This window comes from Rhizobium sp. 05N430 (assembly GCF_056396985.1).
This window is the reverse complement of sequence record NZ_JBFTMO010000003.1, coordinates 473,201-497,966: the sequence shown is the minus strand read 5'-3', so window position 1 is coordinate 497,966 and position 24,766 is coordinate 473,201. Positions and strand designations below refer to the sequence as shown.

At 61.0% G+C, this 24,766-nt stretch carries 27 protein-coding genes; 12 read left to right on the top strand and 15 right to left on the bottom strand.

The features are described 5' to 3' along the window. Positions 1–18: 18 nt before the first annotated feature. Both AC1DJO_RS09890 and AC1DJO_RS09885 read right to left on the bottom strand, forming a co-directional pair. The gene (locus AC1DJO_RS09890) at positions 19–879 is read right to left on the bottom strand and encodes a class I SAM-dependent methyltransferase (RefSeq protein ID WP_477970179.1); all 861 of its coding nucleotides are present in this window, start codon (positions 877–879) and stop codon (positions 19–21) included. A gap of 291 nt (positions 880–1,170) precedes the next feature. Further along, positions 1,171–2,511 (bottom strand): ABC transporter ATP-binding protein, encoded by a 1,341-nt coding sequence (locus AC1DJO_RS09885; protein ID WP_477970177.1) that lies wholly within the window; start codon positions 2,509–2,511, stop codon positions 1,171–1,173. A gap of 331 nt (positions 2,512–2,842) precedes the next feature. Here AC1DJO_RS09885 and AC1DJO_RS09880 point away from each other — a divergent pair, with 331 nt between their 5' ends. The 3 genes from AC1DJO_RS09880 (at position 2,843) to AC1DJO_RS09870 (ending at position 4,176) form a co-directional block, all read left to right on the top strand. Further along, entirely contained in the window at positions 2,843–3,334 is a 492-nt protein-coding gene (locus AC1DJO_RS09880; RefSeq protein ID WP_477970175.1) for a hypothetical protein, read from the top strand. A 135-nt stretch (positions 3,335–3,469) separates the two neighbouring features. Beyond that, complete coding sequence (locus AC1DJO_RS09875) at positions 3,470–3,799, top strand: hypothetical protein (RefSeq protein ID WP_477970173.1); 330 nt, start codon at positions 3,470–3,472, stop codon at positions 3,797–3,799. Positions 3,800–3,987: 188 nt separating this feature from the next. Further along, a complete protein-coding gene (locus AC1DJO_RS09870) occupies positions 3,988–4,176 on the top strand; it encodes a hypothetical protein (RefSeq protein WP_477970171.1) in 189 nt (62 codons plus the stop codon). A 390-nt stretch (positions 4,177–4,566) separates the two neighbouring features. Here AC1DJO_RS09870 and AC1DJO_RS09865 read toward each other — a convergent pair whose 3' ends face one another. Together AC1DJO_RS09865 and AC1DJO_RS09860 are read right to left on the bottom strand one after the other, a co-directional pair. Then, positions 4,567–6,585 carry a methyl-accepting chemotaxis protein gene (locus AC1DJO_RS09865; protein WP_477970169.1) on the bottom strand — a complete coding sequence of 673 codons (2,019 nt, stop codon included), beginning with the start codon at positions 6,583–6,585 and terminating at the stop codon, positions 4,567–4,569. 270 nt (positions 6,586–6,855) lie between these two features. Next, entirely contained in the window at positions 6,856–8,757 is a 1,902-nt protein-coding gene (locus tag AC1DJO_RS09860; protein ID WP_477970167.1) for a glycosyltransferase family 2 protein, read from the bottom strand. A gap of 61 nt (positions 8,758–8,818) precedes the next feature. Here AC1DJO_RS09860 and AC1DJO_RS09855 point away from each other — a divergent pair, with 61 nt between their 5' ends. Further along, entirely contained in the window at positions 8,819–9,691 is an 873-nt protein-coding gene (locus AC1DJO_RS09855) for a transporter substrate-binding domain-containing protein (protein WP_112387496.1), read from the top strand. Here AC1DJO_RS09855 and AC1DJO_RS09850 read toward each other — a convergent pair. The 5 genes from AC1DJO_RS09850 to AC1DJO_RS09830 form a co-directional block, all read right to left on the bottom strand. Further along, entirely contained in the window at positions 9,688–10,101 is a 414-nt protein-coding gene (locus AC1DJO_RS09850; protein ID WP_112387497.1) for a tellurite resistance TerB family protein, read from the bottom strand. The genes AC1DJO_RS09855 and AC1DJO_RS09850 overlap by 4 nt on opposite strands. Positions 10,102–10,162: 61 nt before the next feature. Next, positions 10,163–10,912, bottom strand: coding sequence for a thermonuclease family protein (locus tag AC1DJO_RS09845; RefSeq protein ID WP_477970165.1), 750 nt, complete (start codon positions 10,910–10,912; stop codon positions 10,163–10,165). An 11-nt stretch (positions 10,913–10,923) separates the two neighbouring features. Continuing rightward, positions 10,924–11,589, bottom strand: a complete 666-nt coding sequence (locus AC1DJO_RS09840) for a S24 family peptidase (RefSeq protein WP_477970163.1) — start codon at positions 11,587–11,589, stop codon at positions 10,924–10,926. Positions 11,590–11,693: 104 nt separating this feature from the next. Next, entirely contained in the window at positions 11,694–12,341 is a 648-nt protein-coding gene (locus AC1DJO_RS09835) for a response regulator transcription factor (RefSeq protein ID WP_112387500.1), read from the bottom strand. Positions 12,342–12,430: 89 nt separating this feature from the next. After that, complete coding sequence (locus tag AC1DJO_RS09830) at positions 12,431–12,829, bottom strand: hypothetical protein (protein ID WP_477970161.1); 399 nt, start codon at positions 12,827–12,829, stop codon at positions 12,431–12,433. A 116-nt stretch (positions 12,830–12,945) separates the two neighbouring features. Here AC1DJO_RS09830 and AC1DJO_RS09825 point away from each other — a divergent pair, with 116 nt between their 5' ends. After that, the gene (locus AC1DJO_RS09825) at positions 12,946–13,296 is read left to right on the top strand and encodes a DUF952 domain-containing protein (RefSeq protein ID WP_477970159.1); all 351 of its coding nucleotides are present in this window, start codon (positions 12,946–12,948) and stop codon (positions 13,294–13,296) included. Beyond that, positions 13,296–14,384 carry a quinone-dependent dihydroorotate dehydrogenase gene (locus tag AC1DJO_RS09820; RefSeq protein WP_477970157.1) on the top strand — a complete coding sequence of 363 codons (1,089 nt, stop codon included), beginning with the start codon at positions 13,296–13,298 and terminating at the stop codon, positions 14,382–14,384. Before AC1DJO_RS09825 ends, AC1DJO_RS09820 begins: the two co-directional genes overlap by 1 nt. On the opposite strand, the gene AC1DJO_RS09815 is transcribed toward AC1DJO_RS09820, so the two are convergent. The 3 genes from AC1DJO_RS09815 to AC1DJO_RS09805 are packed head-to-tail and all read right to left on the bottom strand — an operon-like array spanning position 14,360 to position 16,503. Then, entirely contained in the window at positions 14,360–15,706 is a 1,347-nt protein-coding gene (locus AC1DJO_RS09815; protein WP_477970155.1) for an MATE family efflux transporter, read from the bottom strand. The genes AC1DJO_RS09820 and AC1DJO_RS09815 overlap by 25 nt on opposite strands. Positions 15,707–15,736: 30 nt before the next feature. Then, a complete protein-coding gene (locus AC1DJO_RS09810; protein WP_477970153.1) occupies positions 15,737–16,234 on the bottom strand; it encodes a CAP domain-containing protein in 498 nt (165 codons plus the stop codon). Positions 16,235–16,236: 2 nt separating this feature from the next. Further along, positions 16,237–16,503: a DUF6460 domain-containing protein gene (locus tag AC1DJO_RS09805; protein ID WP_477970151.1), complete on the bottom strand. Its 267-nt coding sequence runs from the start codon at positions 16,501–16,503 to the stop codon at positions 16,237–16,239. A gap of 142 nt (positions 16,504–16,645) precedes the next feature. Here AC1DJO_RS09805 and AC1DJO_RS09800 point away from each other — a divergent pair, with 142 nt between their 5' ends. The 3 genes from AC1DJO_RS09800 to AC1DJO_RS09790 all read left to right on the top strand — a co-directional run bounded on the left by AC1DJO_RS09800 (position 16,646) and on the right by AC1DJO_RS09790 (position 18,660). Continuing rightward, a complete protein-coding gene (locus tag AC1DJO_RS09800; RefSeq protein WP_477970149.1) occupies positions 16,646–17,578 on the top strand; it encodes a class I SAM-dependent DNA methyltransferase in 933 nt (310 codons plus the stop codon). Between the two features lie 208 nt (positions 17,579–17,786). Further along, a complete protein-coding gene (locus tag AC1DJO_RS09795) occupies positions 17,787–18,422 on the top strand; it encodes a YitT family protein (protein ID WP_112387507.1) in 636 nt (211 codons plus the stop codon). Positions 18,423–18,504: 82 nt separating this feature from the next. After that, a complete protein-coding gene (locus AC1DJO_RS09790) occupies positions 18,505–18,660 on the top strand; it encodes a hypothetical protein (RefSeq protein ID WP_310293121.1) in 156 nt (51 codons plus the stop codon). Between the two features lie 43 nt (positions 18,661–18,703). Here AC1DJO_RS09790 and AC1DJO_RS09785 read toward each other — a convergent pair whose 3' ends face one another. The 3 genes from AC1DJO_RS09785 to AC1DJO_RS09775 all read right to left on the bottom strand — a co-directional run bounded on the left by AC1DJO_RS09785 (position 18,704) and on the right by AC1DJO_RS09775 (position 20,706). Beyond that, on the bottom strand, positions 18,704–19,165 hold the full coding sequence (locus AC1DJO_RS09785; protein ID WP_112387508.1) for a carboxymuconolactone decarboxylase family protein: 462 nt from the start codon (positions 19,163–19,165) through the stop codon (positions 18,704–18,706). A gap of 25 nt (positions 19,166–19,190) precedes the next feature. After that, positions 19,191–19,691 carry an RrF2 family transcriptional regulator gene (locus AC1DJO_RS09780; RefSeq protein WP_477970147.1) on the bottom strand — a complete coding sequence of 167 codons (501 nt, stop codon included), beginning with the start codon at positions 19,689–19,691 and terminating at the stop codon, positions 19,191–19,193. Positions 19,692–19,773: 82 nt separating this feature from the next. Then, positions 19,774–20,706 (bottom strand): alpha/beta hydrolase, encoded by a 933-nt coding sequence (locus tag AC1DJO_RS09775; protein ID WP_477970145.1) that lies wholly within the window; start codon positions 20,704–20,706, stop codon positions 19,774–19,776. Positions 20,707–20,835: 129 nt separating this feature from the next. On the opposite strand from AC1DJO_RS09775, the gene AC1DJO_RS09770 reads away from it, so the two are divergent. From AC1DJO_RS09770 to pdeM, 3 genes are read left to right on the top strand one after another with little or no spacing between them, the layout of a single operon-like run. After that, positions 20,836–21,459: a YitT family protein gene (locus AC1DJO_RS09770; RefSeq protein ID WP_477970143.1), complete on the top strand. Its 624-nt coding sequence runs from the start codon at positions 20,836–20,838 to the stop codon at positions 21,457–21,459. A 44-nt stretch (positions 21,460–21,503) separates the two neighbouring features. Then, entirely contained in the window at positions 21,504–24,014 is a 2,511-nt protein-coding gene (locus AC1DJO_RS09765; protein WP_477970141.1) for a ligase-associated DNA damage response DEXH box helicase, read from the top strand. Positions 24,015–24,036: 22 nt separating this feature from the next. Beyond that, a complete protein-coding gene (pdeM, locus tag AC1DJO_RS09760) occupies positions 24,037–24,762 on the top strand; it encodes a ligase-associated DNA damage response endonuclease PdeM (RefSeq protein WP_477970139.1) in 726 nt (241 codons plus the stop codon). Positions 24,763–24,766 lie beyond the last annotated feature (4 nt).

Here is a 24,766-nt window from a genome sequence, read left to right as displayed (position 1 = left end):
CTGCTTTTAAAAGCCGCATTATTTGAAATTGGAGAGAAATGCAGCGAGTTTTAGTGCTGCTTTAACAGATCTGCGGTCGAGAAGAAGCTGGTGTTGCTCTTTCAATGCATCGTATTGGAGTTGGAGCGCATCGTAATTTTCAGCCGCTTCTTCCTTTACCTTAGCAATTTCAATGTCAAAACGCAGGCCGATCTGCTCGAGCCTGTTGGGAGCCCACGGTTCGAATGGGAGCTGTATCAACGATGAGATGGGCGGGAGATCCGATGCGTTGGAAACGCAGATAATCGAATTCGCACTCTCCGGATCAATCTTCGTCTGTCCCGCCAAGTCCTCGTAAAAAAACTCCCGGTGAGGGTAAGCTGCAAAATCCTTCTCGGAGATGTCGTTCAGCTCGTGGTGAGGATTGGTCTCGCGATCATCCTCGTCATGTGCGGGCTCGAGATACGGGACGTTTACGATCAGCCGGCTGGAAAATCTGAACTGAAGGGCGAGTGAAAGCCCACCGGGGATATGCTCGAGCGCGTGACGAGAAACGATGTAGTCAAAAGCCTCGCCGGCTTTTTGATACTCTTGAGCCGTCGCCGCGTAGAAGCTGATATTAGGAGCGGAGTAATTCAGCTGCGCATAGTCGATTGCGTCAGCACTGGCATCGATACCAACGACCTGGCAATCAGGTATTTCAGCCAGAGTTCGGCTGCCATGGCCCACACCGCAGCCTAGGTCAAGAATTCGTAACTGCCTGCTTCCCACGCGCGCTACGTCGGCCTCGATAATCGCCTTGAAGAAGCGGTAACTGCTCTTGTGCCTGATCGTTTCTTTGGTGTCGTGGGATTCGCCTGGGACCAAGCGCTCGCCGTGGTTATCGAGAGGTGTTGTCAAAAGAAACTCCGGTCAATTCTTCGATGTGCTCGGCGGCATAGCCGCGCTGGCAACGGCCAAGCCGATCATCCGTTGCAGTTCATTCGCCAAAGACAAAGGCATTGCTATCTGGACGGTGGAAGGCTTGGTTTTGCCCTTTCCGGACGTCTGCGGAGATGAGCTGTTGTAGTCGAGTTTCAGGACAACTGTATTTGGTCCAGTCGCGACGACTCCGACCCCTGCAATGATGTCGAGCCGAAGTCTCCCGTCTTCGGTGCGCCCCCCATCCCTCCGTCGATTGCGGTTCTGCTTTCATACGTGGGTGCCTCCGGTGACGAGTTCTATTGTGGTATTGACGCCCAACATCCCCAAAATCGGCTTGTCGGGAGCGCAGTGGATCGGTAGGAATGTGTCGTACCACCTCAACTGCACATGCTTCGGCAGGTCTCCAAGAGCAATAGCCACGCTGAGATAATACTGACCTTCTGCAAGCGAAGGCATCACAAATTCGAAGCGGAGCGTTGTGCCGTCCCGCTCTCTGCTGTCGATCCGCAAATCCTTGTCGAACCCGTTCAAGCCGAAAATATAGATACCCTTCGTATTTGCCAGTGAGATCCCTAGAGTGATGTTTGGCTCAACACCATCTGACTCGACTATCTTGGCGACGGCTTCTCGGTCCCACTTGAAGTCGGCGATGGCAGTTATTTTGGATCCGCCCACGAGATTGCCGTGGGCGTCAGCGCCGATGATGCGCAAATGTGCCAGTGACGCGCCACCGAGCCCAAATGTCTTTGTTGCGTAACGCGTAATGTCACTGACGACGATATCCCCGTTCTCATCAAGAGCCTCCGAATGATCGATCGACGGCTGATGTTGAGATCCACCGAAGGTGCCCATATGCTCCTCGGGAAAAATCGTTTCAAGATACTTAATCGTGGCCGACTTCACGTCACCGAGAAAAACGACCTTGCCAGCTTCGAGTACCAAAGCGTTGTCGCACAGCGATCGAATCTGCTCAGTGGAGTGAGACACGAACAGGATCGTCGTTCCGTTCTTCTTCAATTGCTCGATGCGACGGAAGCATTTCAACTGAAATAGGGCGTCACCTACGGCCAGGGCTTCGTCAACAATCAGGATATCGGGGTTCACGGCCACCTGCACGGCGAATGCTAGTCGAAGCATCATACCGCTAGAGTACGTTTTCACGGGCAGGTTCACATGTTCGCCGATTTCCGCAAAGTCAATAATGGCAGGTAGCTTAGCTTCGATCTCTTTCTTGGATAGACCGAGCATCGCTGCATTCAGTTGCACGTTCTCGATCCCGGTGAACTCCGGATTGAACCCGGATCCAAGCTCGAGTAGCGCAGCAATGCGACCGTTGACTTCAACGCCACCTGCGTTCGGGGTGAGTATGCCTGCTAGAACCTGCAGCAGCGTGCTTTTGCCGCTGCCGTTGCGGCCCATAACGCCGAAGGTAGTGCCGCGAGGAACATCGAATGAAATACCTTCAAGCGCGACAAATTCGTTTTTTCCCTTACCGGCTGCGACAGGCAGCAGGTAATGCGCCATTTGCTTCGCGGGAGAAGTTAACATCGGGAACGATTTAGAAACGCCGTTCACACGGATGGCGATGTCTGAACTGGCCTTGGACAATGAAACCTCTCAACTGCGGGCCATGCCCCTAGCAGCTGCGAGTAATACGTAAACGGCTGCTCGCCAGCAAGCGCCGAATTGCGTCAACCACAGGGGCTCGCTTCTGCGGGCCATTTTTTCATATCAGGACATCCCATGAAACTCATCCCCAACTGGCGCCGGGTGCTTTCGCGCGCCTGGCCGCTGCGGTCCATCGAGCTCGTGGCGCCGGCCCGACCTTGGGTTAATTAAGCCAAGGACACCGCGAAGTAGTGCGAAATGACAACCGCATGGCAGCAACCCCCTGCGGTGCTGACGCGCCCTACACGCGAAATACGCAGTCGAGACTAGCTTGACGCCTGACTACCATCAACATTGGACATATCTCATGAATGTGCAGGTAACTGCGCAGCAGCTTCGTGCTGCGGCAAAAGGCCATGTCAATGCCCAGAATATGAGCTCGGTTTTGGTTGCCGTTGACCGCTATGCTGCGGATCTCGGTATGGACCGGCCCCATCGAGCGGTCCAGTTCTATGCCCAGATCATGCATGAGAGCGGCGACTTCCGCTTCGATCGCGAGATCTGGAGACCAACGCCACAGCAGGCCCGTTACGATACGTGCACCGATCTCGGGAACAGCCCGGCGGCCGATGGCGACGGCAAGCTCCGTACGGCGATGCAGCTGACCGGCAAGGCGAACTATCTGGCGTTCGAGGACTGGTGTGTGGAGCGCGGCTTCAATCCTCCGGATTTCATCAAGCACCCCGACCTGGTCAACACCGATCCATGGGAGGGCCTCGTCCCTCTGGTATTGGAGCAGCCGCAGCCTCAATCGCTGGGCTGATCAGGGGACATCGAGACCATCACCAAGAAAGTCAACGGCGGCATCAACGGGCTTGCAGATCGGATTGACCACTATGTCCGCCTGGCTCTCGCTGTTCTCGGCTACGCGCCTGACGCGGTCAGGCAGTTTCAGGCAATGGCGGGCCTCGATGCCGATGGCGATCGGGGACCGAAGACGCGCGCGGCCTTACACAAGGCACTCCTCGCGCTCTCCGGAGCGACGACGCAAAAGCAGGTCGTGCCTCAAGCTGTGGAGGCGACCGTGAAGAAGAAGTTCAATCTACTTGGCTGGGTGTCTGGCGCCTTTGGCGGCGGCGGGTTCGGCATTGCAGCGCTCGCTGGTTTCGACTGGCGCGCTCTCATCGTCATCATCGGTTTCGCCGCGGTCCTGACGATCGGCGTCCTTATCGCCCGCAAATGGGTGATCAGCGCGATCAAGGATATCCGCCTAGCGGTTGAGAATTGAACGCCGATGAGCATCGCAGATGCAATCAAGGTTGGTCTGGGAGCGTTTTGTGGCGCTCTCCTGATTTGCCCATCTACGGGACGCTGAACGCTCTCGTGTGGCTTGCCCAGGCCGAACCGCGCGGCCGCGATCTGGAGTCGTAGGAAATCCCACCGCCGCCACCAACAAAGCAATCGGAGAATTGAGCAATGCAGCGGATCAAGCTCGCGTTCGTCGTCGCCTGTGCTCTGAACGTGGCGGCGTGTTCGACTTCGCAGAAAGTCAGTGCATCGAAGCAAAGCCTGTCGGCAACGACTAGGGCGATCGTTGGCACCCCGCTGATCGGAGCGAAAGGCGCGACGCCAAAAGACCAGGACGCGATAGATATGCGTCGTTAGCTCCGATCTCGTCAACCAACTGCCTGTTTGCGAGCAGCGCGTCTTCCATTTTCATTTTATTGCCTGTCCCCTTACACACTGCTGATTTCATAAATCAAAAAGCTTATGACATACAAGATGCAGCGGTCTTCCCTGGTAAAGCCAAGGTATGATTTCAAATCGTTGTGCTTAAGGGGGCGTTAAAGCCCGATCTGGCGTTTCAAACCCTCGCCAGACATGTTAGGCGAGGGCCGGTAGTAGTGAAACGCCGCTTTGATTTCGCTTAATGTTCTCGAATCTTCCCAAGCTGAATACGAGGGTTCGATTCCCTTCAGCCGCTCCAGTTTTCCCTACATTGAAAATGAAATGAGCGGCCGGAGCCGCTCATTTGACGTTTTGATTTCCGGTTGCTCAGAACTCCGTCCAGTCGGCTTCCTTGCTTTCCGCCGCCGGGCTGCTCTTGCCAAAGGCGCTGGCGAGTTTCTGGCCGAGTGCACGCGCCGGTGATGCGGCGGGCCTTGCGGTTCCTTCGTTGGCGACGCGGATCGAGGCCGGGCGCGGGTTGGCTGCGCGGGCCGGTGCTGGGCGGGGTGCTGCGGCCGGGCGGGGAGCGGAATGTGAGGCGGGCGCAGCGGCGGCGAAGCCACCGGTTCCGGTCAGCCTGAACTCTGAAAGAAGGTTGTTCAGCGATGCCGCTTCGGTTGCCAGGCTGTGGCTGGCGGCGGTGCTTTCCTCGACCATCGCGGCATTCTGCTGCGTGCCCTGGTCCATGGTGTTCACGGCCGTGTTGATCTCCTGCAAGCCGGTCGATTGCTCGCGCGCGGCCTCGGCGATCGCGTGGACGTGCTGGTTGATCTCCTGCACTTCCTGGACGATCGCATCCAGCGCCTTCCCGGTCTCGCCAACAAGCGCCACACCGGTCTGCACATGCGTGCCGGAATTGGTGATCAGCGCCTTGATTTCCTTGGCAGCATTGGCGGAACGCTGGGCGAGTTCACGGACTTCCTGGGCAACGACCGCAAAGCCCTTGCCGGCTTCCCCGGCACGCGCCGCCTCGACACCTGCATTGAGGGCCAGCAGGTTGGTCTGGAAGGCGATGTCGTCGATGACGCCGATGATGTTGCCGATTTCCACCGACGACTGCTCGATCTGCTGCATTGCGCCGACCGCCTTTTGCACGATGGCGCCGGATTTTTCGGCGCCGCTGCGCATGCGGGTCACCAGTTCGCTGGCTTCCTGCGCGCGGCGGGCGGCATCTCTCACCGTCGTGGTGATCTGCTCGAGCGCTGCGGCCGTCTGTTCGACGGAGGCCGCCTGCTGTTCGGTGCGGCGCGACAGCTCGTCGGCCGAGGAGCGGATTTCGTTGGCACCGGCGCCGATGGCGCGGGCATTGGCGCCGACGGCATTCATCGTGCCGTTGAGCTTGCTGACCGAGCTGTTGAAATCGGCGCGCAGGCCTTCGAGATGTTCCGGGAAAGGAGTCTCGATATGGGCGACGAGATCGCCTGATGACAGGCGCTTCAGGCCATTTGCCAATTCGTCCACGGTGCGGGCGAGTTCGTTGGCTTCGCGGATCTTTTCGGCTTCGCGCTGGCGGCGCTCGTTGTCGCTGAGATTGCGCTCGCTCTCGGCGTGCGCCTCGATCTGCTTGCGCTCGAGGGCGTTGTCGCGGAAGACCGCAAGTGCTGCGGCCATCTGGCCGACTTCGTCGCTGCGGTCGAGGCCGGGCACGTCACGCTCCGTCTCTCCTTCGGCAAGCATTGTCATGCGCTCGCGCAGCTGCACCATCGGCCCGGCAATACCTGCCTGGGCGATGTAGAAGCCCAGCGCCATCGCACCGGCGATCGATGCGGCAATGACGGCGAGGCAGATGTTGATCCGCGTGCGAACGGCAACGGAGAGCGCATCGCCGCCGTCGTTGAGCATCGACATCATCGCGTCGTTGTTGGCGGTCATTTTCGGTGTCAGGGCGTTCAGCTTTGTCGTCATCATGACAGCTGCCAATTGGGCGCTGGTCATGTCGCCGGATTTTCCAGCTTCGACGACTTTCGCCGACAGGGCTTCGATTTCGTCGATACCCTTCAGGAGCTCATCGATCGCGCTCTTGCGCGCTGGAACCAGATCGGAGGCCTGCTGCAGACGGTCGCGGGCCTGCGGGATCTTGCTGGGCACCGACAGAGCCGTCTTGAAGGCAGGCGTATCCGGCTTCATGTTCGAGAGCGTAGTTGTCTGAAGCACAGAGGAAATCAGCGAGGCGCTTGCGCGCGAGCCCTGCATGGCCGCCAGTGCCTCATGATCGATGAAGGCACTGTAATTGGCGTCGGCGCGGAGGAATTCGGAGATGATATATCCCACGCCGGCGACGGTGATCACGCCGAGAAGCGCAATGACGGAAAGGATCTTGGTCCGGATTTTCAGATGTTTGAGCATGGAAAAAGCCCGTTGCGTTCGGCGCGGCCTGTTGCTTGCCGCAGCGCGTTTGAAATCAATGTGTGAAACTCAGCGAAATCTGCTGCGGTTCTTGCGGCATTCCGAAATACCTCGGAGAGGCTCGACAGCGCGCATCATGCAAGCGGCGGGAGGGGGCCGGTGTCGTCGCCGGCGATAAGAATCCAGATTGCTTAATGCTGCCCTAACGCCGCGGGGCAAACCACAGAAAAGATGGCAAGCAATGCGCGGCGGGCAAATGGCCCGGGCGGTCTATGCAGGTTTCCGGCAGGGCACGTGCGGGGTTTTGTCCCAGAAAAACGGATTGCTGCGAAGCTGCCAGACGGCACGCCACGCAGCCGCCGAGAGCATCAGCCAATAAAGCGGCAATGCCAGCCAGCGCATCCTGAGCGCCCGGCGCTCCCAGCGCGTCATTGCCTTGCGCCCAAGCAGGACGAAAAGCACGTAGCTAGCGATGACATTGCAACTATCGACGGCAAGCAGGATCCAGTGGACCAGATCTTTCTCGCTGTTTCGTTCGGCGAGGTCGAGCAAAGCCGCGCTTATGAAGAACAGCATCCACGGATGCGCGAGCGCAGACAAAAGCATTCCGGCGATCAGCAACTGAAACACCGCAAAGCCCGCGGGGCCCATCTCCCGCATAAGCAGCGCGGGATCGCGCATCAACACCAGCCACGTCTGCAGCCAGCCCTTGAACCAGCGGGTGCGCTGGTGAAGCCAGGTCGCGGCAGTGACAGGCGAGTCTTCCAGCGTCTGGGAACTCAGCACGCCGCAGCGATATCCCCTGCGGTAAAGCCGCATGCCGAGGTCGGCATCCTCGGTCACATTGTGCGGATCCCAGCCACCTGTTTCTTTGAGGATGCTGGTCTTGAAGTGGTTTGAGGTGCCGCCGAGCGGCATCGGCAGGCGCATCAGGGCCAGCATCGGCAACAGCATGCGGAAGAGCGCGGAATATTCGAGCGCAAACGCAGCCGATATCCAGGAGTCGCGGGCATTGGCGATGATCAGCGGCGCCTGCAGGCAGACGACGTCATCAGGGGAAGCCCGGAAGGTCGCATAGGCCTCGCGCAGCTGGTCCGGATGCGGCCGGTCTTCGGCATCGTAAACGGCGAGCAGCTCGCCGCGTGCAGAAGCGAGCGCATAGTTCAGCGCCTTTGGCTTCGTTCGCGGCCGGGCAGGCGGAACCTCTATGATTTCGAATTGCGTGCCGAGTGCCTGCGCCTTCAGCGCTGCAATCGTCTCGCTATCGTCAGCCTCGCAGACGAGCTTGATATCGAGTTTCGAGACCGGCCAATTCAGCCGCTTGAGACAGGTGATCAGCTGCTCGGCGACCGCCGCCTCACGGTAGAGACCGACCATGACCGTATAGACAGGCAGCGGATCACCATCTGCTGTTCGGAGATTGAAACGCGGCACCGGTTTCTTGAGTGCCATGAAGCGGATCAGCATCGATGCCAGATAGAATAGCGAAACGAAGATATGCGCTACGAGCAAGACATTTGCATTCGCCAGAATTCCAGCAGCAAGGGCCGTCACGGCTACACCGGCAATGAAACCCTGCTTTCCAAGCAGCACGATACGCGCGCTCACATCCGGGTCGCGCTCGAAAAGCGTATTAACGCTCTGCTTTACCCGTCGCTGGGCGCCACGTTCCCAGATCGCCCGGCGCATCTCCGCCGGGGTCGTAATCAGCAGCTGCTCGCGCAAATCCGGGCGGGCGGCCAGCCGCGCCTGCAGGGCTGGAATCTGCCGGGCTTGCGGCACAATCGCATGGGCATGCTGCGGCAGGTATTGGAGCTTGAGAACCTTGGTCTCGATAAGCTGCGTATCGAGGACATCACTGTCGTGAATGAGTTCCGGATTTAGCCGGTCGATAAATTCCAGCCGGAGCAACCGCGCCAATCCGGCATAATAGTTCTCGGCAAGAATCCAGCCGCTGGACAGCAGTTCTTGCTCGATCGTCGTCCCGTTTTGCCGCGCCAGTCCGGCGGCCTCAGCGATCATCGGTTTCCCGATGCCAAGTTCCTGCAGCACGCGAGCCTCTGTGCGGAAAAGCTCATCGTCCTCAATCTCAAGGACGACCCGGTCATTCTGGCTGTGATTTGTTCGCAGGCGGTCGATGGCGCCGCCCGGCGCATATTCCCCGATACGCATGACTCTGATACACCTTCACCGAAGCGGCGACACCCTGCCCCTGATCCGAGGCTGGATAGTAATGACACAATCCTCAATTGCATCCCTAGCTTTTAAGGGATTGTTAACTTTTTGGTTGTCGCTGGTTGTATTTTTTCCTGTGACGGCCGGGGCGCAGCAGGCCTCGCCCTCTCTGCCGCTACTTTTCGATTCCCGCGAGCGCCTTGCCAAGCCGGACCTCTCATCGCTGGTGCGGCTGCGATTCCTGACATCCGTGGATTTTCCACCGTTCAACTTTACCGATCAAAACGGAAAGCTGTCGGGTTTTAATGTCGATCTGGCACGCGATATCTGCAATGAACTCGAGATTGCGGATAAATGCGAAATCCAGGCCTTGCCCTTCGCCGATCTTGCGGAGGCGCTTGCAGCGTCGCAGGGCGACGCGGTTATCGCAGGCCTGGCGGTGACGCCGGATCTGCGCGGCAAGTTCACATTTTCACGGCCCTATCTGATGCTTCCGGCCCGCTTTGCCCGAAACGGCAAGGCAGAGATCAAGGGCGATACGGCAGCGGCATTGGCGGGCAAGCCAGTCGGCGTCGTCAAGTCGACTGTCCATGAAGCGATGCTCGCCGCCTATTTCCCGGCCATCAAGGCGGTGCCGTTCGACAACAAGGAAGCGCTGCTGACGGCGCTGAAAGACGGCAAGGTAGATGCTGCCTTCGCCGACGCGCTGCAGCTTTCCTTCTGGGTGTCGTCACAGGCATCGGCAAAATGCTGCTCGCTGTTCGACGGCCCCTATCCGTCGGAGCAGTTCCTGGGCGAGGGGATGACGATCATGCTGCGCCGGAACGATGCTATCCTGACGGCTGCACTCGATCACGCTCTCGCGGCACTGTCGCGCAACGGCCGCCTGCAGGAAATCTACCTGCGTTATTTCCCGAATGGTCTCTATTAGCCCTTGCGGAAGCGGGCGATCGCGCTGCGCTCGATGGCAGCGCAGGTGAGCTTGTCGAGACCCAGTCGGTCGCGCAGCATGCTGAGAAGGCGCAATTCCTCGGCCTTGACCGAAAGGTCGGCCGACGCCACTTCGACGGCCAGCGCATAGGCGGTGTCGTAGAGCTTTGCTGGCAGCGTATCCTTGACCGTCTCCAGCACCACATCGAGTCCCTCGGGGCCGGAAAGCAGCGAAGCGCAGTCGCGGGCGATCGGGATCAGCTTGTCATCATCGAAATCCCGGAAGACCGGCAGAAAGCCGATCAGCTGGCCGATACGCTCCATCTCCCGGTCGTTCATCGTGCTGTCGACGGCGGAGGCCATCACCATCACGTAGATCAGGGCGTCATGGGCGGAAAGCGGCTTGTTCATTCGGTCATTCCCTCTGTTCTCCCGAAGTTTAGGAATTGGTCTGTGTCATTACAAGGGATCGTCAGGTCGGATCGAGGGGATTGTCGTCAGGCGGCGGATCGGCTGGCGGTGCGATCGGCGCACCCTTGCGCGGGTCGTCGCCGAAGATGCCTTTCTTGTCCGCCCTGGCCGTCTCGGAGACTGCAGCAAAGGCGGAGCCCGGCGCTGCTTCCGCCCAGCCGTTTTCGGCGAGCCATTCCGAAAGATCCTGCGTGCCGATCTTGCAGCTGGCCGTCGCCGTGCCCTTCCAGTTGGCGTCGTCGAGATCGCAGGTCACCGAGCGCAGGCGAAGGAACAGCCGAAAATTCGTCTTCGCAAGCATGCCGCATGGCCAATCGCTGCCATCGTCATCCTTGCAGCTCTTGTCATCAGGCGTCGGCAGGATACCGGCAAGCGCCAGCTTCCGGTCGCCGAAGGCAAGCATGCCGGCGCTTTCGGCAACCGGCCGCGGCAGCACGGCACCCTTTTTCGGTTCGGGTTTCGGCTTTTCCGGCTCGGGCGCCGCAACGCGTTCCAAGGGCTTTCCGTCGACCGCTGCCGGATAGAACTGGCTGCCGTTGTCAACAGGTCTGGCATTCATGCTGACTTCGGGGGCAGGCGGCTTCTGAGCAGGCGGCGGTGCAGCACTTGCGGCCTCTGAGGTAGCCGGAGCGGGCGCTTCGCTTTCTACTGCCGCGGCATCATCCCCGGAAAACCGCTCCCGCCCGGCTGCCAGCATGCCCGCAACAATGGCGATCCCCGCAACAGCTGTCAGAAGTGCCGCAGGCCGCATGGAAGATTTTCCTATTGGCTGGCCCAGATGATGCGGGCAATCCAATCCACATCGGAGAGCTCGAATATCCGGTTCGGGTGCTCGGGGTTGAGCGACATCAGCTCGATCGACCGCGGGCTCTGGCGCAAGAGCACTTTTGCCATCACCTCACCCTCGCGCGTCTTGACGACGACGCGGTCATTGCGGCGCACCTGTGCGCCGGGCTCGACAATCAGCACATCGCCATCCCGGTAGAGCGGCATCATGCTGTCGCCCTGGACTTCGAGCGCGTAGACACCGGCCTTTTGTGAGGCAGCAGCCGGGAATTCCACGACGTCCCAGCCTTGACCGGCCGGAAAGCCGCCATCGTCGAAAAAGCCGCCTGCGCCCGCCTGTGCGAAGCCGAGAAGCGGTATCGAACTGCCCTGAGCCGGAAAGGCGCCCTCGGGAATGCCGGAAAAGCCGGTGGCCGGGCGCATGAAGGTCAGGAACTGCTCCATGGTCGCGCCGGTCGCATCCAGCACCTTGGCGATGGATTCGGTCGAAGGCCAGCGCATCCTGCCGTCAGTGGAAAGCCTTTTGGACTTGTTGAAGGAGGTGGGGTCGAGCCCCGCACGGCGGGCAAGACCCGAGGGCGTCAGGTCGTGCCGTTCGGCAAGCCTGTCGATCGCTCCCCAAATCTGCTCGTGTGACAGCATCGTGCATGATCCTGCGCGCTGAGCGCTACTCTCCAGTCGGCGCAAAGATTAACGCCAACAGTAAGGAGAGTAAAGAGCAAAGAGGAATAAAATCCTGTTTTGGATCAGGCGACCATCGCCATGTTGATCTTGCCGAGCTGGATCACCGCCTGGGTGCGGCTGTCGACATTGAGTTTCAGCAGGATAGCCGAAACATGCGCCTTGATCGTCGCTTCGGAGACGCCGAGTTCATAGGCGATCTGCTTGTTGAGCAGGCCTTCGCCCAGCATGGTGAGAACGCGGCTCTGCTGCGGCGTCAGCGTATGCAGGCGGTGGATGAGATCGGCAACGTCAGGGTCCTGCTCCTGCCCGTCGCGATAATTCTCAGGCGTGGCGATATCGCCGGCTAGCACCGTCTGGATGCCGCGCCGGATATCCTCGATACCGGATGATTTCGAAATGAAGCCCGAAGCGCCGAGTTCCAGCGCCCGGCGGATCGTCGTCGCGTCGTCTGTTGCCGAGATGATGACGATCGGCAGGCTGGCGAACTCCGAACGCAGCGACATCAGGCCGGAAAACCCGCTGACCCCTGGCATGGCCAGATCGAGCAGCATCAGGTCGGCATCAGGATGATCGCCGGCGGCAGCACGCGCCGCGCTGAAATCACCGGCCTCGATAATCGATTGCTGTCCGTCCATGCCGGATACGGCCTGACGCAGCGCATCCCGGAAAAGCGGGTGATCGTCTGCAATGATGATCGTCTGTTCCTGCATCGATCACTCCCTCCCAAGAGCCGATCCCGTCCTCCCACATGCGGCGGCGCGCGCCACACATGTCTCCATTCTTATATGACTATATCAAATCAGGTCTTTTGCGGAAGGGGCGCCGTCTTCTCATCCTCCTGGAATTGCTTCACGACGCCCATGAAGCTCTTCATCATCTTTTCCATGATGCTGATCGAGCGGTCGATCTCGGCATCCGAGGGCAGGGCCTTGTTGACGATGCTCTTGTTCTCGAGCGCGCCGACGCGCTCCGAGAGCCGGTCGAGCTCATCCTCGTAGGCGGCCCGCTCATCGGCTGCCATACGGCAGACCAGCGATCCCTCTTTCTCCTCGCAAAGCGACATCGCGCCGGTCTGCTTGTCGAGACGGATGAAGTGGTCGCCGCTGCGCTCCAGCTGAAAGCGCGCCGCGTCAGCTTCGGCGGCAGAAAGAGTGGCGGGGATAAGCAAGGCTGCAAGTCCGATTGCGATCGTCTTCATAAGATCATCCTCCGGATTTTGGGTGCGGCTGTCGTTTTTCGCCTGCGGGCCGTGGACATCGCCGTCTCTTTGCGGCAAAGCGCTGGCAACCAGGATCAGCCATTCGTGAGGTTATCATGACCGTGACACCGGCCGTTTACAAGATCGTGACGGAAACGCTCTGGCAGCAGGCGCGGGAAGCAGGCGTCTTCCTCGGCGCCGGTATCGATCTCAACGATGGTTTCATTCACCTCTCGACCGCCGCCCAGGCGCGCCAGACGGCAGCGTTCTATTTCGCAGGGCAGACGGGGCTGATGCTCGTTGCGATCGACGGCGCAAGGCTCGGCGACAAGCTGATCTTCGAGGCCTCGCGCGGCGGCGATCTCTTCCCGCATCTCTATGGCGAGCTGCCGCTTTCGGCGGTGATCTCGGAAAAGCCGCTGCTGCTCGATGAGGCAGGCAATCACATCTTTCCGGAGCTTATCTGATGCTGGACCTTTTCAAGCAGGCCACCCGTAAGGGCCTCTTCCTCTTCGATCCGGAAACGGCGCATGGCATGTCGATCGCCGGGCTGAAATCGGGCCTCGTACCGGCTTGCCGCATTCCTGCCGATCCGCGGCTTGCGCAAACGGTCGCCGGCCTGACATTCGCCAATCCGCTCGGCATGGCAGCCGGATATGACAAGAATGCCGAGGTTCCGGAAGCGCTTCTGCGGCTCGGCTTCGGCTTCACGGAAATCGGCACGGTGACGCCCAAGCCGCAATCCGGCAATCCGCGCCCGCGCATATTCCGCCTGGTCGAAGACAACGCCGTCATCAACCGGCTCGGCTTCAACAACGAAGGCCACGAGGCGGCCTTCCAGCGCCTCTCGGCGATCCGAGGCGATGGCATTATCGGCGTCAACATCGGCGCCAACAAGGATAGCGAAGACCGGATCGGCGATTACGTCACCGGCATCCGCCGCTTCTATTCCGTCGCCCGCTATTTCACCGCCAATATCTCCTCGCCCAACACGCCCGGCCTGCGCGATCTGCAGGCGCGCGAAAGCCTTGCGGCCCTTCTGTCCGCCGTTCTCGCCGCCCGCGACGAGGAAGCGAAGAAGGCTGGCCGCCGCGTGCCGGTTTTCCTGAAGATCGCGCCTGATCTGACGGAAGAAGGCATGGACGATATCGCCGCCGAAGCCCTGGCGCATGCGCTGGATGGTCTGATCGTTTCCAACACCACGCTCGCCCGCGATGGCCTGAAGGATCAGCGGCAGGCGAAGGAGGCCGGCGGGCTTTCCGGCGCACCGCTGTTTGCCAAATCGACGGCGGTTCTGGCGCGGATGCGCAAGCGCGTCGGTCCGTCCCTGCCGATCATCGGCGTCGGCGGCGTCTCCTCGGCTGAAACCGCGCTGGAGAAGATCAAGGCCGGCGCGGACCTCGTGCAGCTCTATTCCTGCATGGTCTATGAAGGCCCGGGGCTAGCTGGCGACATCATCCGCGGTCTCTCGAAGCTTGTTGACCGCGAGAAGGTCTCATCGATCCGCGAGCTGCGCGACAGCAGGCTCGATCACTGGGCTGCCGCGAAGGTCTGATCGGCGCGCGGCTTGACCAGCATCGCCAGGAAGATGCCGCGAAACAGCAGGAAGGCGTTCATCGCCAGCCAGAGGCCGTGATTGCCGAACAGCGGCACGAAGATCGCCAGCGCTGCCAGATATCCGGCAAAGGACATCAGCATGCGATTGCGCATGTCTGAAGACCACGTCGCGCCGATGAAGACCCCGTCCATCAGGAAGGCGAGAGCTCCGGTCAGCCCGGTGATCGCTGCCCAGGGCATGTAGGTGTTCGCGGCCTCGCGGACATCGGGCGATGTGGTCAGCACCGAGATCAGCCACGGGCCGGCCGCAAAGAAGAAGGCCGAAACGGCGGCCGCAAGTCCGAACGACCAGATCGCCGTCAGCTTCAGGCCGCGATCGAAAGCCGGACGGTGGGCAGCGCCGATTGCCCGGCCGGTGATCTGCTCGGCAGCGTTGGCAAGGCCATCGAGATAATAACCGGACAGCAGAAAGAAGTTCATCAGCACCGCATTGGCCGCCAGCGTCACGGCGCCGAAGCTGGTGCCGATTCGGGTCATGATGGCGAAGGAGCCAATCAGCACAAAGGTGCGGATCAGGATATCGCGGTTCAGCGCGAAAAGCTCTGCAAGCCGGTGCCGCGACAGAATTTCGGCGCGTTGCGGCCGTTGACTTCCTCTGAAGCTGCGCAACACGATTGCCAGACCGGCGAGCGCACCGACCGTTTCGCCGACCATCGTGCCCCAGGCGACGCCTGCGACACCCCATTCAAGCTCCAGACCGAGATAGATGGCGAGCACGATGTTGATGCCGTTGATGAGGATTTGCAGCGAAAGCCCGATCGTGCCCTGGCCGCGTCCGAGGACGAAGCCGAGAATGGCATAATTTGCGAGTGCGGCGGGCGCCGCCAGGATGCGGATCGAGAAATAGGTGCTGGTCGCCTGCGCCACGGCCGCTTCCGGTCCCATCAGCTTCAGCCCCGCTGCCAGAAGCAGCGGGGACAGACAGAGCAACAATACGCCGCAGCCGATCGCCGAAATCATCGCCCGCCAGAACACGCCCTGCTGCTCCCGCAGATCACGCCGGCCAAGCGCCTGCGCCGTCAGGCCGGTCGTCGAGGCTCTTAGAAAGTTGAAGCTGCCGAGGAGGAGGTCGAACAGCATGGCGCCGATGGCAAGACCGGCAAGCGCGTCGGGTTGGCCCATATGGCCGACGACGCCGGTATCGACAAGGCCGAGCAACGGCGTCGTCATGAAGCCAAGGGTCATCGGGATGGCAATCGACAGCACCAGCCGGTGCGTCACGTCGAATGCCAATGGGGCGTGGTCTTCAGTCCTGCTCATGCCTGCCTCGAAACGGGAGGCAGAATCGCCTCAGTTCGAGAGCACCATGGCCCAATAGGGCCAGTTGTTGGAAGATGCATTATGCGCGACGGCAACGCCGACGCCGCTATAGCGGCCGAGCATGTTTTCCAGATGATGCGGCGAGTTGATCCACGCCTGAACGATGCCATCGACAGACTTCTGGCCGACGCCGATATTCTCGGCGGCAGGAAGCTGTACCCCGCTCGCCTTCACGCGGGCGCCGAAGCTGTCGGACATGCCTATGAGATGCGCCATCTTGCCGGCGCTCGCCATGCGCTTCGCCTGGAAGATTGCCGCCGCACTTGCCGCCGGATCGATGCTGAGCGGCGGCAGGCCGTTCTTGGCACGCAGCTGATTGACGAGCGGCAGGGCCGCCGCTGTCTCATCCTGACCGTCCGAGGGCGTCGACGACATCTTCGGTGTGGTGGTGCAGCTTGCAACGCCCGCGACAAGTGCAAGGCCGGAAAGGCGCAGCAACCCGCGCCGGGAGACGATTGTGACGGTCATGATCAGCGGCGATACTTGAAGAGACGGATGATGACGAAGATCGGAATGACGATCGTGGCGCCGAGCAGCAGATAATCGCCGACGCGGCCGAGGGCCGAGAAGCCGCGATACCAGATTTCCCGGATGAAATCGCGAATGCCGTAGACGATCTCATACGGCGTCCAGCCGAAGATCGTCATGACGAAGCCGACGATCAGCGAAACCACCAAGAGCTTCACCAAAGTTCGGCCGAGCGAGTCGCCGAGAAACTTGTTCACCTGATCGGACATTCACATCTCCTGTTTGCCCTGAGATACGGTCGCGAATCATTGCTCGCAAGCCTTTTCCAGAGCTGTCCGCCCCGCCTCTGAAATAGGACTTGAGTTTTTTTGTGGCCACCGCCAAATGCGCGAGCATTCAACAGGGCCCATCATGCAGCAGAGCCAGCTCTCTTCAGGCGACGTCATTGCCGACCGCCGCGCCGATTACGCCAAGATGCTCGATGAGGGCGGCGAGCCGGAGGCGGCGGCGGAACTCATGGAACAGGCCCTGGAACTGACGCCATCCTGGGCGGCCGGTTGGTACCGGCTGGCGACCTACCGGGAAAAGGCCGGCAACACGGCTGGCGCAGCCGATGGCTACAGGCAGACCGTCGCGCTCGACCCCGAGGATGTCTTCGGCGCGGGTCTCAAGCTCGCGCTGCTCGGCGAAGCGGCCACACCGGACCAGCCGCCGAGCCGCTATGTCGAGCGTCTCTTCGACGATTATGCCGGGCGCTTCGAGACATCGCTTGTCGAAAAGCTCGACTATTCAGTCCCGCAGAAGCTGGCGGCCCTCGTGGCATCCACCGGCCGCCGCTATACGCTGGCCGTCGATCTCGGCTGCGGCACAGGCCTCCTCGGGCCGGAAATCCGCGACACCGTCGATGTGCTTGAGGGCTATGATCTCTCGCAGAACATGCTGGCCAAGGCGGAAGAGAAGGCGATCTACGATCATCTGGCCCAGGCCGATCTCTCGCGCTCTCCCGAAAGCTCCGGCATCTTTTCAGGCAGAAGCGAAACCCGCGCTGACCTGATCACCGCTGCCGACGTCCTGATGTATCTCGGCAATCTCGAAAGCGTCTTCGTGATCGCCGAACAGCTTGCGGTGCCGGGCGGCGATTTCGCCTTCTCTGTCGAGGATGCAGGCGAGGGCGATAGCTTTCATCTGGCGCCTTCGCTGCGATATGCCCACACGGAAACCTATGTCCGAGCCCTCTCCGCTCGCCACGGCTTCGATGTGCTGAAAATCGAGAAAACCACCATTCGCAAAGATGGCGGAAAACCGGTTTCCGGTATTTTGTTCCTTACGCGCCGGGGCAAGTGAACGCACAAATCTTGCGAATTTGAAATAGGTCAGCATTGCTTACATATTTCACTTGCTCGCAAGTGCGAAAAGCCCAATAATTCCCCCATAAGCCGACCGGCGCCGCGATCGAAAGCAGGAACGCCCCGGCTCTCTCATCATCGAAAATCCATCGCGCAGGAGTGTCTCCGGCGCTCTTGAACTCGTCTGCCGTTTGGAGATTAGCGACATGACCCAGCTCATCAGTGCCCTCGGTTTCTGGAACACCAGCGCCACGCGTCACACGGCAGTCGAGGATGTCCAGGGCATCTTCACCGGCAGCCTCGTCTCCGCGCTCGGCCTTTATGTTCTCGCCAGCGCCGGCCTCCTGACCGGCAGTACCGCGGGTATCGCCTTCCTGCTCCACTATGCGTTCGGCATCAATTTCGGTCTGGCCTTCTTCTTTCTGAACGTGCCGTTCTTCTATCTCTCCTGGAAGCGTCTCGGCATCGCCTTCACGCTGAAGACCTTCATCGCCATCGGCCTCACCTCGGCGCTGACAAGCCTGCAGCCGAAGGTCATGGCGATCGCCACGATCCAGCCGGCATGGGCGGCCCTTCTCGGCGGCCTGCTGCTCGGCTTCGGCCTTCTGGCGCTTTACCGCCACCGCGCCAGCCTCGGCGGCGTCGGCATTCTCGGCATCTATATGCAGGAGCGTTTCGGCATCCGCGCCGGTCTTGTTCAGCTCGCCATCGATATGTGCGTGCTGGCGGCAGCCTTCTTCGTCACCACGCCGCCGGTTGTCTTCTATTCGGTGCTGGGCGCGGTGGTGCTCAATCTGTTTTTGACGATCAACCATCGCGCCGATCGCTACATCGCGCTGTGAGCGCGCGTGAACAAATCGTAACTTGCCTCATCCATGCTGCAGCGCGAAAATGACCTCGCGCCGGAAATGATGAGGTGACGATATGTCAGAACTGGAAAAGCTTGTCAGACGCCGCATGAAGGAAGAATACGCGAAGGGTGCCTCAGCCGAGGAAATCTCCCAGACCCTCCGCCAGGTCTTCAACAGCGTCGATCCCTCCGCCGAACGGCCGGTCCAGACCGCACCCAAGACGAATTGATGAATGAACCCCTCTCCCCGTTTGGAGAGAGGGGCTCGTAGCCTCAGGCAGCCTTTGCCGGCTGGTCGATCGGGTGCTGTGCCCGGAAGCCTACGGCGAGGCGGTTCCAGACATTGATCGCGCCGATCGCCACGGTAATCTTGGTGATTTCTTCTTCGCCGAAATGCGCCTTCAGCGCTTCGTAATCGGCATCCGGAGCGCCGGTCGAAGCGATGTTCGTGACAGCATCGACCCAGCCGAGCAGCGCACGTTCCCTGGCATCATAGACCGGCGATTCACGCCAGACGCACATCAGGTTGATCCACTGTTCCGAGAGACCGTCGTGGCGCGATTCCTTCACATGCATGTCGACGCAGTAAGCGCAGCCGTTGATCTGCGAGGCACGCAGCTTGATCAGGTGGATGAAGCGGCGCTCGAGACCTGAGGTCTGGACATACTGCTCCAATGCAGCGACGGCCTTGTAAGCATCAGGGGCAGCCTTGGCGAAATTGAAACGGGGTTGCATCGTCATTCTCCTTTGGGGGTAAGGCTCATCGAGCCGCTTTGCGTTCGTTCAAGTCCATGAAGGCGCAACCGCGGGCGGCGATGCCTCCGTCATCATCGGCGGCAAGGTCCGCCAGAATGTCTGAGATCTTTGTCTTGGCGAGTTCGGCGCGATAGGCGCGCTCGGCTTTCAGCATCGCCGCCGTGACCTGGCACGGCTTGGTGAAGTAGCGCTGCGGCAGCGGGTTTGGCCCGCGCTGACGAATTTCGCTGCAGCGGAAGGCGGGCGCCGGGCCCTCGACGGCAAGCACGATATCGAGCAGCGAAATAGCATCGGGTCTCTTCGCCAGCCGGTACCCGCCTTTCGGCCCCGGCACAGTTTTGACGAGACCAGCCCCCGAAAGAGCCTGCAGATGCTTCAGGAGATAACTCGTCGAAACACCGTGAAATTCGGCGAGTGCGGCGGCCGAGAGCACGCCTTCGGCAGAAAGGCCGGCAAGCACCGCGACGCAATGAATGGCCTGCTCGACACCATCGCTGAGTTTCATCGAAGTCACCTCCTCAATTCGTGGATAAAAAATATCCATGATTATCGCGGGAGTCAAGCGTGTTGTGAAAAAGGAGGAAATTTCAGCCGCGAGGCGGGATTTTCTTGTCGAGCCAGGTGGCAAAATAGTCCGGCCATGCGCCCGTATCAGTGCCCGGCACGCCCATGCCGAAGCCATGGCCGCCACTCGCCAGCCGGTGCAGCTCGACCGGCACACCCGCCTTCTCGCAGGCGGCTTGCATGATCAGCGTATTCTGCGGATCGGAAATCGGATCGTCTTGCGCCTGCACGAGGAAAACCGCCGGGCAACGCGCCTTCACATGATCTTCCACCGACCACTCCGAACTGAGGGCCGGGCTCGGATGGCTGCCGATCAGCACCTTTCGCGTCGAGGTATGATCGAAGGGCGGTTTCAGGGTGATGACGGGATAGATCAATGCCGCAAGATCCGGCCGCGCCGAAAGCCTGTCGGCCGCATCGATCGGCTCATAGGAAGCGAAAGCCGATCGCGTCGCCGCCAGGCCAAGAAGATGGCCGCCGGCGGAAAAGCCGAGGACTCCAAGGCGGTCAGGATTGATTTGGAAGGTTCCGGCATTTGCCCGGATCAGCCGCAGCGCACGCTGCGCGTCCTGCAGCGGCGCCAGTGGCCCGGCCTCCCAACCTTCGGCCGGAAGCCGGTAGGAAAGCACGAAGGCGGTGATCCCGCGATCGTTCAGCCATTGCGCGGCCGGTAGCGCCTCGCTCCGCATCTCGATGCGCTTGTAGCCGCCGCCCGCCGCGATCAGGAAGGCCGTTCCATTGGGACTTTGCGGCGCAAAGACATCGATCTTAGGAATGCCGATGTTGCTCACCGCCCCCTTGGAATTCTGCCGCACATCGCCCGACGGACCACCACCGCCCGGAGGAGAGCCTGGCCAAAGCGTCAGGCTGGCGGGCGCCGCGGCTGCCGCTCTCGATATCCGGGGAAGAAGGGCGAGTGCGCCGATGGCAGCAAGGATCGAGCGGCGTGTCGGCATCTTCTGTCTCTCTTCTGTGTCAGCCGTCAGGCCGCTCCAGCAATGCGGCGAAAATGCAGATCGCTGACTGGGACATCTTGCCAAGCGGCTCCGTCAGGATAGAAAGAGCCAAACCGGGAGGGGGGAATAATGGCATTCACAGGCGTCTTGAATTCTTCGGCAGACCGCCACTCGCTCCTGGACGATGCCCAGGGCCTGGTTGCCGGAAGCATGCTTGCGGTGCTCGGCGTCTCGCTGCTTTCAGGCGCTGGCCTTCTGACGGGCGGCACGGCCGGCATGGCCTTCCTGTTGCATTACGCCACCGGCTGGAGCTTCGGCCTCTGCTTCTTCGCCGTAAACCTGCCCTTCTATTATCTCGCCTTTCGCCGCCTCGGGCCTGCCTTCACGGTCAAGACCTTTATTGCGATCGCCATGACCTCGGCACTGTCCGAGGTTGCGCCTCGCTTCATCAGTCTTTCGCATGTCGATCCGATCGTCGGTGCCCTCTTCGGCGGCCTGGTCATCGGCGCGGGCATGCTGGCGCTCTTCCGCCATCGCGCCAGCCTGGGCGGCGTCGGTATTCTGGCGCTCTATATCCAGGATCGTTTCGGCTGGCGGGCAGGCCTCGTCCAGCTCGGCTTCGACGGCATCATTCTGGCGCTGTCCTTCTTTGTCGCCAGCCCGTTCATCATCGCCTGCTCGGTGCTTGGCGCAGTGGTCCTGAACCTCACGCTCGCCATCAATCACCGCAAGGACCGCTATATCGCGATGTGAGATCGCGCTCTTCTCTTTCGCCCTGATTTCACTACCTTTATGGCGTGGACCAAGTCGATGCCGATACCAGCCTTGCCCTGCCTGCCCCTTTTCTCCGCTGGTTTGCGGAAAAGGGCTGGCGGCCGCGCACGCATCAGCTGGAATTGCTGGCTCGCGCCGAAACCGGCGAGAGCACGCTGCTGATCGCACCAACGGGCGCCGGCAAGACGCTGGCCGGTTTTCTGCCGGCGCTGATCGATCTGACCCGCCGCGGCAAGATCCCGCCGGGCTCGGCCTTCACCGGCATCCACACGCTCTATGTCTCGCCGCTGAAGGCGCTCGCCGTCGATATCGAGCGCAATCTGACCAAGCCTGTGGAAGAGATGGGCCTGCCCGTCAGCATCGAAAACCGCACCGGCGACACGCCGAATGCCAAGCGCCAGCGCCAGAAGCTCAACCCGCCCGATATCCTGCTGACGACGCCGGAGCAGGTGGCATTGCTGCTCGCCAATGGCGAGGCCGAGCGCTTCTTCAAGGACCTGAAGTATATCGTGCTGGACGAGCTTCACTCGCTTGTGACGTCCAAGCGCGGCCACATGCTCTCCCTCGGCATCGCCAGACTTCGCATGCTCGCTCCCGATCTGCAGACCATTGGCCTTTCCGCCACCGTCGCCGAGCCGATGGACCTGCAAAAATGGCTGGTGGCCCAGGAAGAGGGCGAGGAGAGACATGCCGGTCTCGTCACCGTCGAAGGCGGCGCGAAGCCGGATATCTCGATCCTGAAAACCGAGGAACGCATTCCCTGGTCGGGTCACTCCGCCAAATACGCCATTCCTGATGTCTACAAACAGCTTCTCGATCACCAGACGACGCTGCTCTTCGTCAACACCCGCTCGCAGGCGGAAATGCTCTTCCAGGAACTCTGGACGATCAACGAGGACAATCTGCCGATCGCCCTGCATCACGGTTCGCTCGATGTCAGCCAGCGGCGCAAGGTGGAAGCGGCGATGGCCGCCAACAAGCTGCGCGCCGTCGTCGCCACCTCGACGCTCGATCTCGGTATCGACTGGGGCGACGTCGACCTCGTCATCCATGTCGGCGCGCCCAAGGGTGCTTCGCGTCTCGCCCAGCGCATCGGCCGTGCAAACCACCGAATGGACGAACCGTCGAAGGCGATCCTCGTGCCCGCCAACCGCTTCGAGGTGATGGAATGCCAGGCGGCGCTCGATGCGAATTACATCGGTGCGCAGGACACCCCGCCGGTTGGCCGTGGCGCGCTGGATGTGCTGGCCCAGCACGTGCTCGGCATGGCCTGCGCCGAACCGTTCGATATGCTGCAGCTCTATGACGAGATCCGGACCGCGTCCCCCTATGCCGATCTCGCCTGGAAAACTTTCGAGCAGATCGTCGATTTCGTCGCCACCGGCGGCTATGCGCTGCGCACCTACGAGCGCTACGCCCGCATCCGCAAAACCAGCGACGGTCTCTGGCGCGTCTCCAATCCACAGGTGGCCCAGCAATACCGGCTCAATCTCGGCACCATCGTCGAAAGCCCGATGCTGAACCTGAAGATGGTCAAGCGTGGCGAGGGCGGGCGTATCGGCCGCGGCGGCGCGGTGCTCGGCAAGATGGAGGAGTATTTCTTCGAGCAGCTGTCTCCGGGCGATACCTTCATCTTCTCCGGCAAGGTGCTGCGCTTCGAGGGCATCCGCGAGAACGAGGCGCTCGCCTCGCAGGCATTCTCGCTCGACCCCAAGATCCCATCCTATGCCGGCGGCAAGTTTCCGCTCTCGACCTATCTCGCCGATCAAGTCCGCTCGATGATCGCCGATCCTGACCGTTGGGACCATCTGCCGGATCAGGTGCGCGACTGGCTGTCGCTGCAGAAGGACAAGTCGATGCTGCCGAAGCGCGACGAGCTGCTAATCGAAACGTTCCCGCGCGGCAGCCGCTGCTACATGGTCGCCTATCCCTTCGAAGGGCGGCTCGCCCATCAGACGCTCGGCATGCTGCTGACACGGCGGCTGGAGCGGGCAGGTGCCAAGCCGCTCGGCTTCGTCTGTACCGATTATTCGCTCGGCATCTGGGGCTTGGAGGATATGGGCCAGATGATCTCAAGTGGCCGCCTCAGCCTTGCCGATCTCTTCGATGAGGACATGCTCGGTGACGACCTTGAATCCTGGCTCGACGAATCCTTCCTTTTGAAGCGCACCTTCCGCAATTGCGCCGTGATTGCAGGTTTGATCGAGCGCCGTCACCCGGGCAAGGAAAAGAGCGGCAGACAGGTCACCGTTTCCGCGGATCTGATCTATGACGTGCTGCGCAGCCACGAGCCTGATCACATCCTGCTGCAGGCGACCAGGCAGGATGCGGGCACCGGGCTTTTGGATATTTCCCGGCTTGGCGATATGCTGAGACGAATCAAGGGTCACATCACGCATCGTGCGCTGGACCATATTTCGCCGCTCGCCGTGCCCGTCATGCTCGAGATCGGCAAGGAGGCGGTGCCGGGCGTAGCCCATGATGCGCTGCTGGCCGAAGCGGCAGACGACCTCATCGCCGAGGCGATGAGCTGAAGATTTAGGATAGAAGACCGCAATGAACCGCCTGGCGCTGGCGCGCGAACTCAACGGATTGGTCCCGATGCCCGGCGTGGAAACGTCGGTCGCAGGCATTGCTGCGGTCTGCGATCCCCTGGGCGCCCTCTACCTGCCTGAAACAGGTATGCTCGTCGTCTCCGACCTGCATCTGGAGAAGGGCGCCGCCTTCGCCCGCCGCGGCATGATGCTGCCGCCCTATGACACACTGGCGACGCTCACCGTTCTCTCGGCCGTCATTGCCCGCTACGATCCGAAGATCGTCGTCTCGCTCGGCGATAATTTTCATGACCGCGTCGGTTCGCAGCACCTGCCGGAACCCTTCCGCATGCTGATTGCGGACATGGCCCGCGGCCGTGAATGGATATGGATCAACGGCAACCATGACCCTGACGGCACCGTCGATCTGCCCGGCATCTGCGCCGACGAGATCCACTATGGCGGCCTCACCTTCCGCCACGAGCCGAAGGGCGGATTGCAGCAGGGCGAAATCGCCGGTCACCTGCACCCAGCCGCCACCGTCCGCCGCCGCGAAAAATCGATCCGCCGTCCCTGCTTTGCCACGGATGGTTCCCGCCTGCTGATGCCTGCCTTCGGCGTGATGAGCGGCGGCCTCGATCTCGGCCACAAGGCGATGAAGGGCCTGTTCGATCACGCATCGCTCGTCGCCCATCTCCTGGGCCGCGACCGCATCTATTCCGTCAGGTTCGGAAACCTGCGCGGTTAAGCTC

Excerpts from the sequence above, each read along its gene's own strand:
- AC1DJO_RS09875 (WP_477970173.1), top strand. The coding sequence starts at position 3,470 with ATGGCGGGCCTCGATGCCGATGGCGATCGGGGACCGAAGACGCGCGCG.
- AC1DJO_RS09870 (WP_477970171.1), top strand. The coding sequence starts at position 3,988 with ATGCAGCGGATCAAGCTCGCGTTCGTCGTCGCCTGTGCTCTGAACGTG.
- AC1DJO_RS09865 (WP_477970169.1), bottom strand. The coding sequence starts at position 6,585 with ATGCTCAAACATCTGAAAATCCGGACCAAGATCCTTTCCGTCATTGCG.
- AC1DJO_RS09860 (WP_477970167.1), bottom strand. The coding sequence starts at position 8,757 with ATGCGTATCGGGGAATATGCGCCGGGCGGCGCCATCGACCGCCTGCGA.
- AC1DJO_RS09855 (WP_112387496.1), top strand. The coding sequence starts at position 8,819 with ATGACACAATCCTCAATTGCATCCCTAGCTTTTAAGGGATTGTTAACT.
- AC1DJO_RS09850 (WP_112387497.1), bottom strand. The coding sequence starts at position 10,101 with ATGAACAAGCCGCTTTCCGCCCATGACGCCCTGATCTACGTGATGGTG.
- AC1DJO_RS09845 (WP_477970165.1), bottom strand. The coding sequence starts at position 10,912 with ATGCGGCCTGCGGCACTTCTGACAGCTGTTGCGGGGATCGCCATTGTT.
- AC1DJO_RS09840 (WP_477970163.1), bottom strand. The coding sequence starts at position 11,589 with ATGCTGTCACACGAGCAGATTTGGGGAGCGATCGACAGGCTTGCCGAA.
- AC1DJO_RS09835 (WP_112387500.1), bottom strand. The coding sequence starts at position 12,341 with ATGCAGGAACAGACGATCATCATTGCAGACGATCACCCGCTTTTCCGG.
- AC1DJO_RS09830 (WP_477970161.1), bottom strand. The coding sequence starts at position 12,829 with ATGAAGACGATCGCAATCGGACTTGCAGCCTTGCTTATCCCCGCCACT.
- AC1DJO_RS09825 (WP_477970159.1), top strand. The coding sequence starts at position 12,946 with ATGACCGTGACACCGGCCGTTTACAAGATCGTGACGGAAACGCTCTGG.
- AC1DJO_RS09820 (WP_477970157.1), top strand. The coding sequence starts at position 13,296 with ATGCTGGACCTTTTCAAGCAGGCCACCCGTAAGGGCCTCTTCCTCTTC.
- AC1DJO_RS09815 (WP_477970155.1), bottom strand. The coding sequence starts at position 15,706 with ATGAGCAGGACTGAAGACCACGCCCCATTGGCATTCGACGTGACGCAC.
- AC1DJO_RS09810 (WP_477970153.1), bottom strand. The coding sequence starts at position 16,234 with ATGACCGTCACAATCGTCTCCCGGCGCGGGTTGCTGCGCCTTTCCGGC.
- AC1DJO_RS09805 (WP_477970151.1), bottom strand. The coding sequence starts at position 16,503 with ATGTCCGATCAGGTGAACAAGTTTCTCGGCGACTCGCTCGGCCGAACT.
- AC1DJO_RS09800 (WP_477970149.1), top strand. The coding sequence starts at position 16,646 with ATGCAGCAGAGCCAGCTCTCTTCAGGCGACGTCATTGCCGACCGCCGC.
- AC1DJO_RS09795 (WP_112387507.1), top strand. The coding sequence starts at position 17,787 with ATGACCCAGCTCATCAGTGCCCTCGGTTTCTGGAACACCAGCGCCACG.
- AC1DJO_RS09790 (WP_310293121.1), top strand. The coding sequence starts at position 18,505 with ATGTCAGAACTGGAAAAGCTTGTCAGACGCCGCATGAAGGAAGAATAC.
- AC1DJO_RS09785 (WP_112387508.1), bottom strand. The coding sequence starts at position 19,165 with ATGCAACCCCGTTTCAATTTCGCCAAGGCTGCCCCTGATGCTTACAAG.
- AC1DJO_RS09780 (WP_477970147.1), bottom strand. The coding sequence starts at position 19,691 with ATGAAACTCAGCGATGGTGTCGAGCAGGCCATTCATTGCGTCGCGGTG.
- AC1DJO_RS09775 (WP_477970145.1), bottom strand. The coding sequence starts at position 20,706 with ATGCCGACACGCCGCTCGATCCTTGCTGCCATCGGCGCACTCGCCCTT.
- AC1DJO_RS09770 (WP_477970143.1), top strand. The coding sequence starts at position 20,836 with ATGGCATTCACAGGCGTCTTGAATTCTTCGGCAGACCGCCACTCGCTC.
- pdeM (WP_477970139.1), top strand. The coding sequence starts at position 24,037 with ATGAACCGCCTGGCGCTGGCGCGCGAACTCAACGGATTGGTCCCGATG.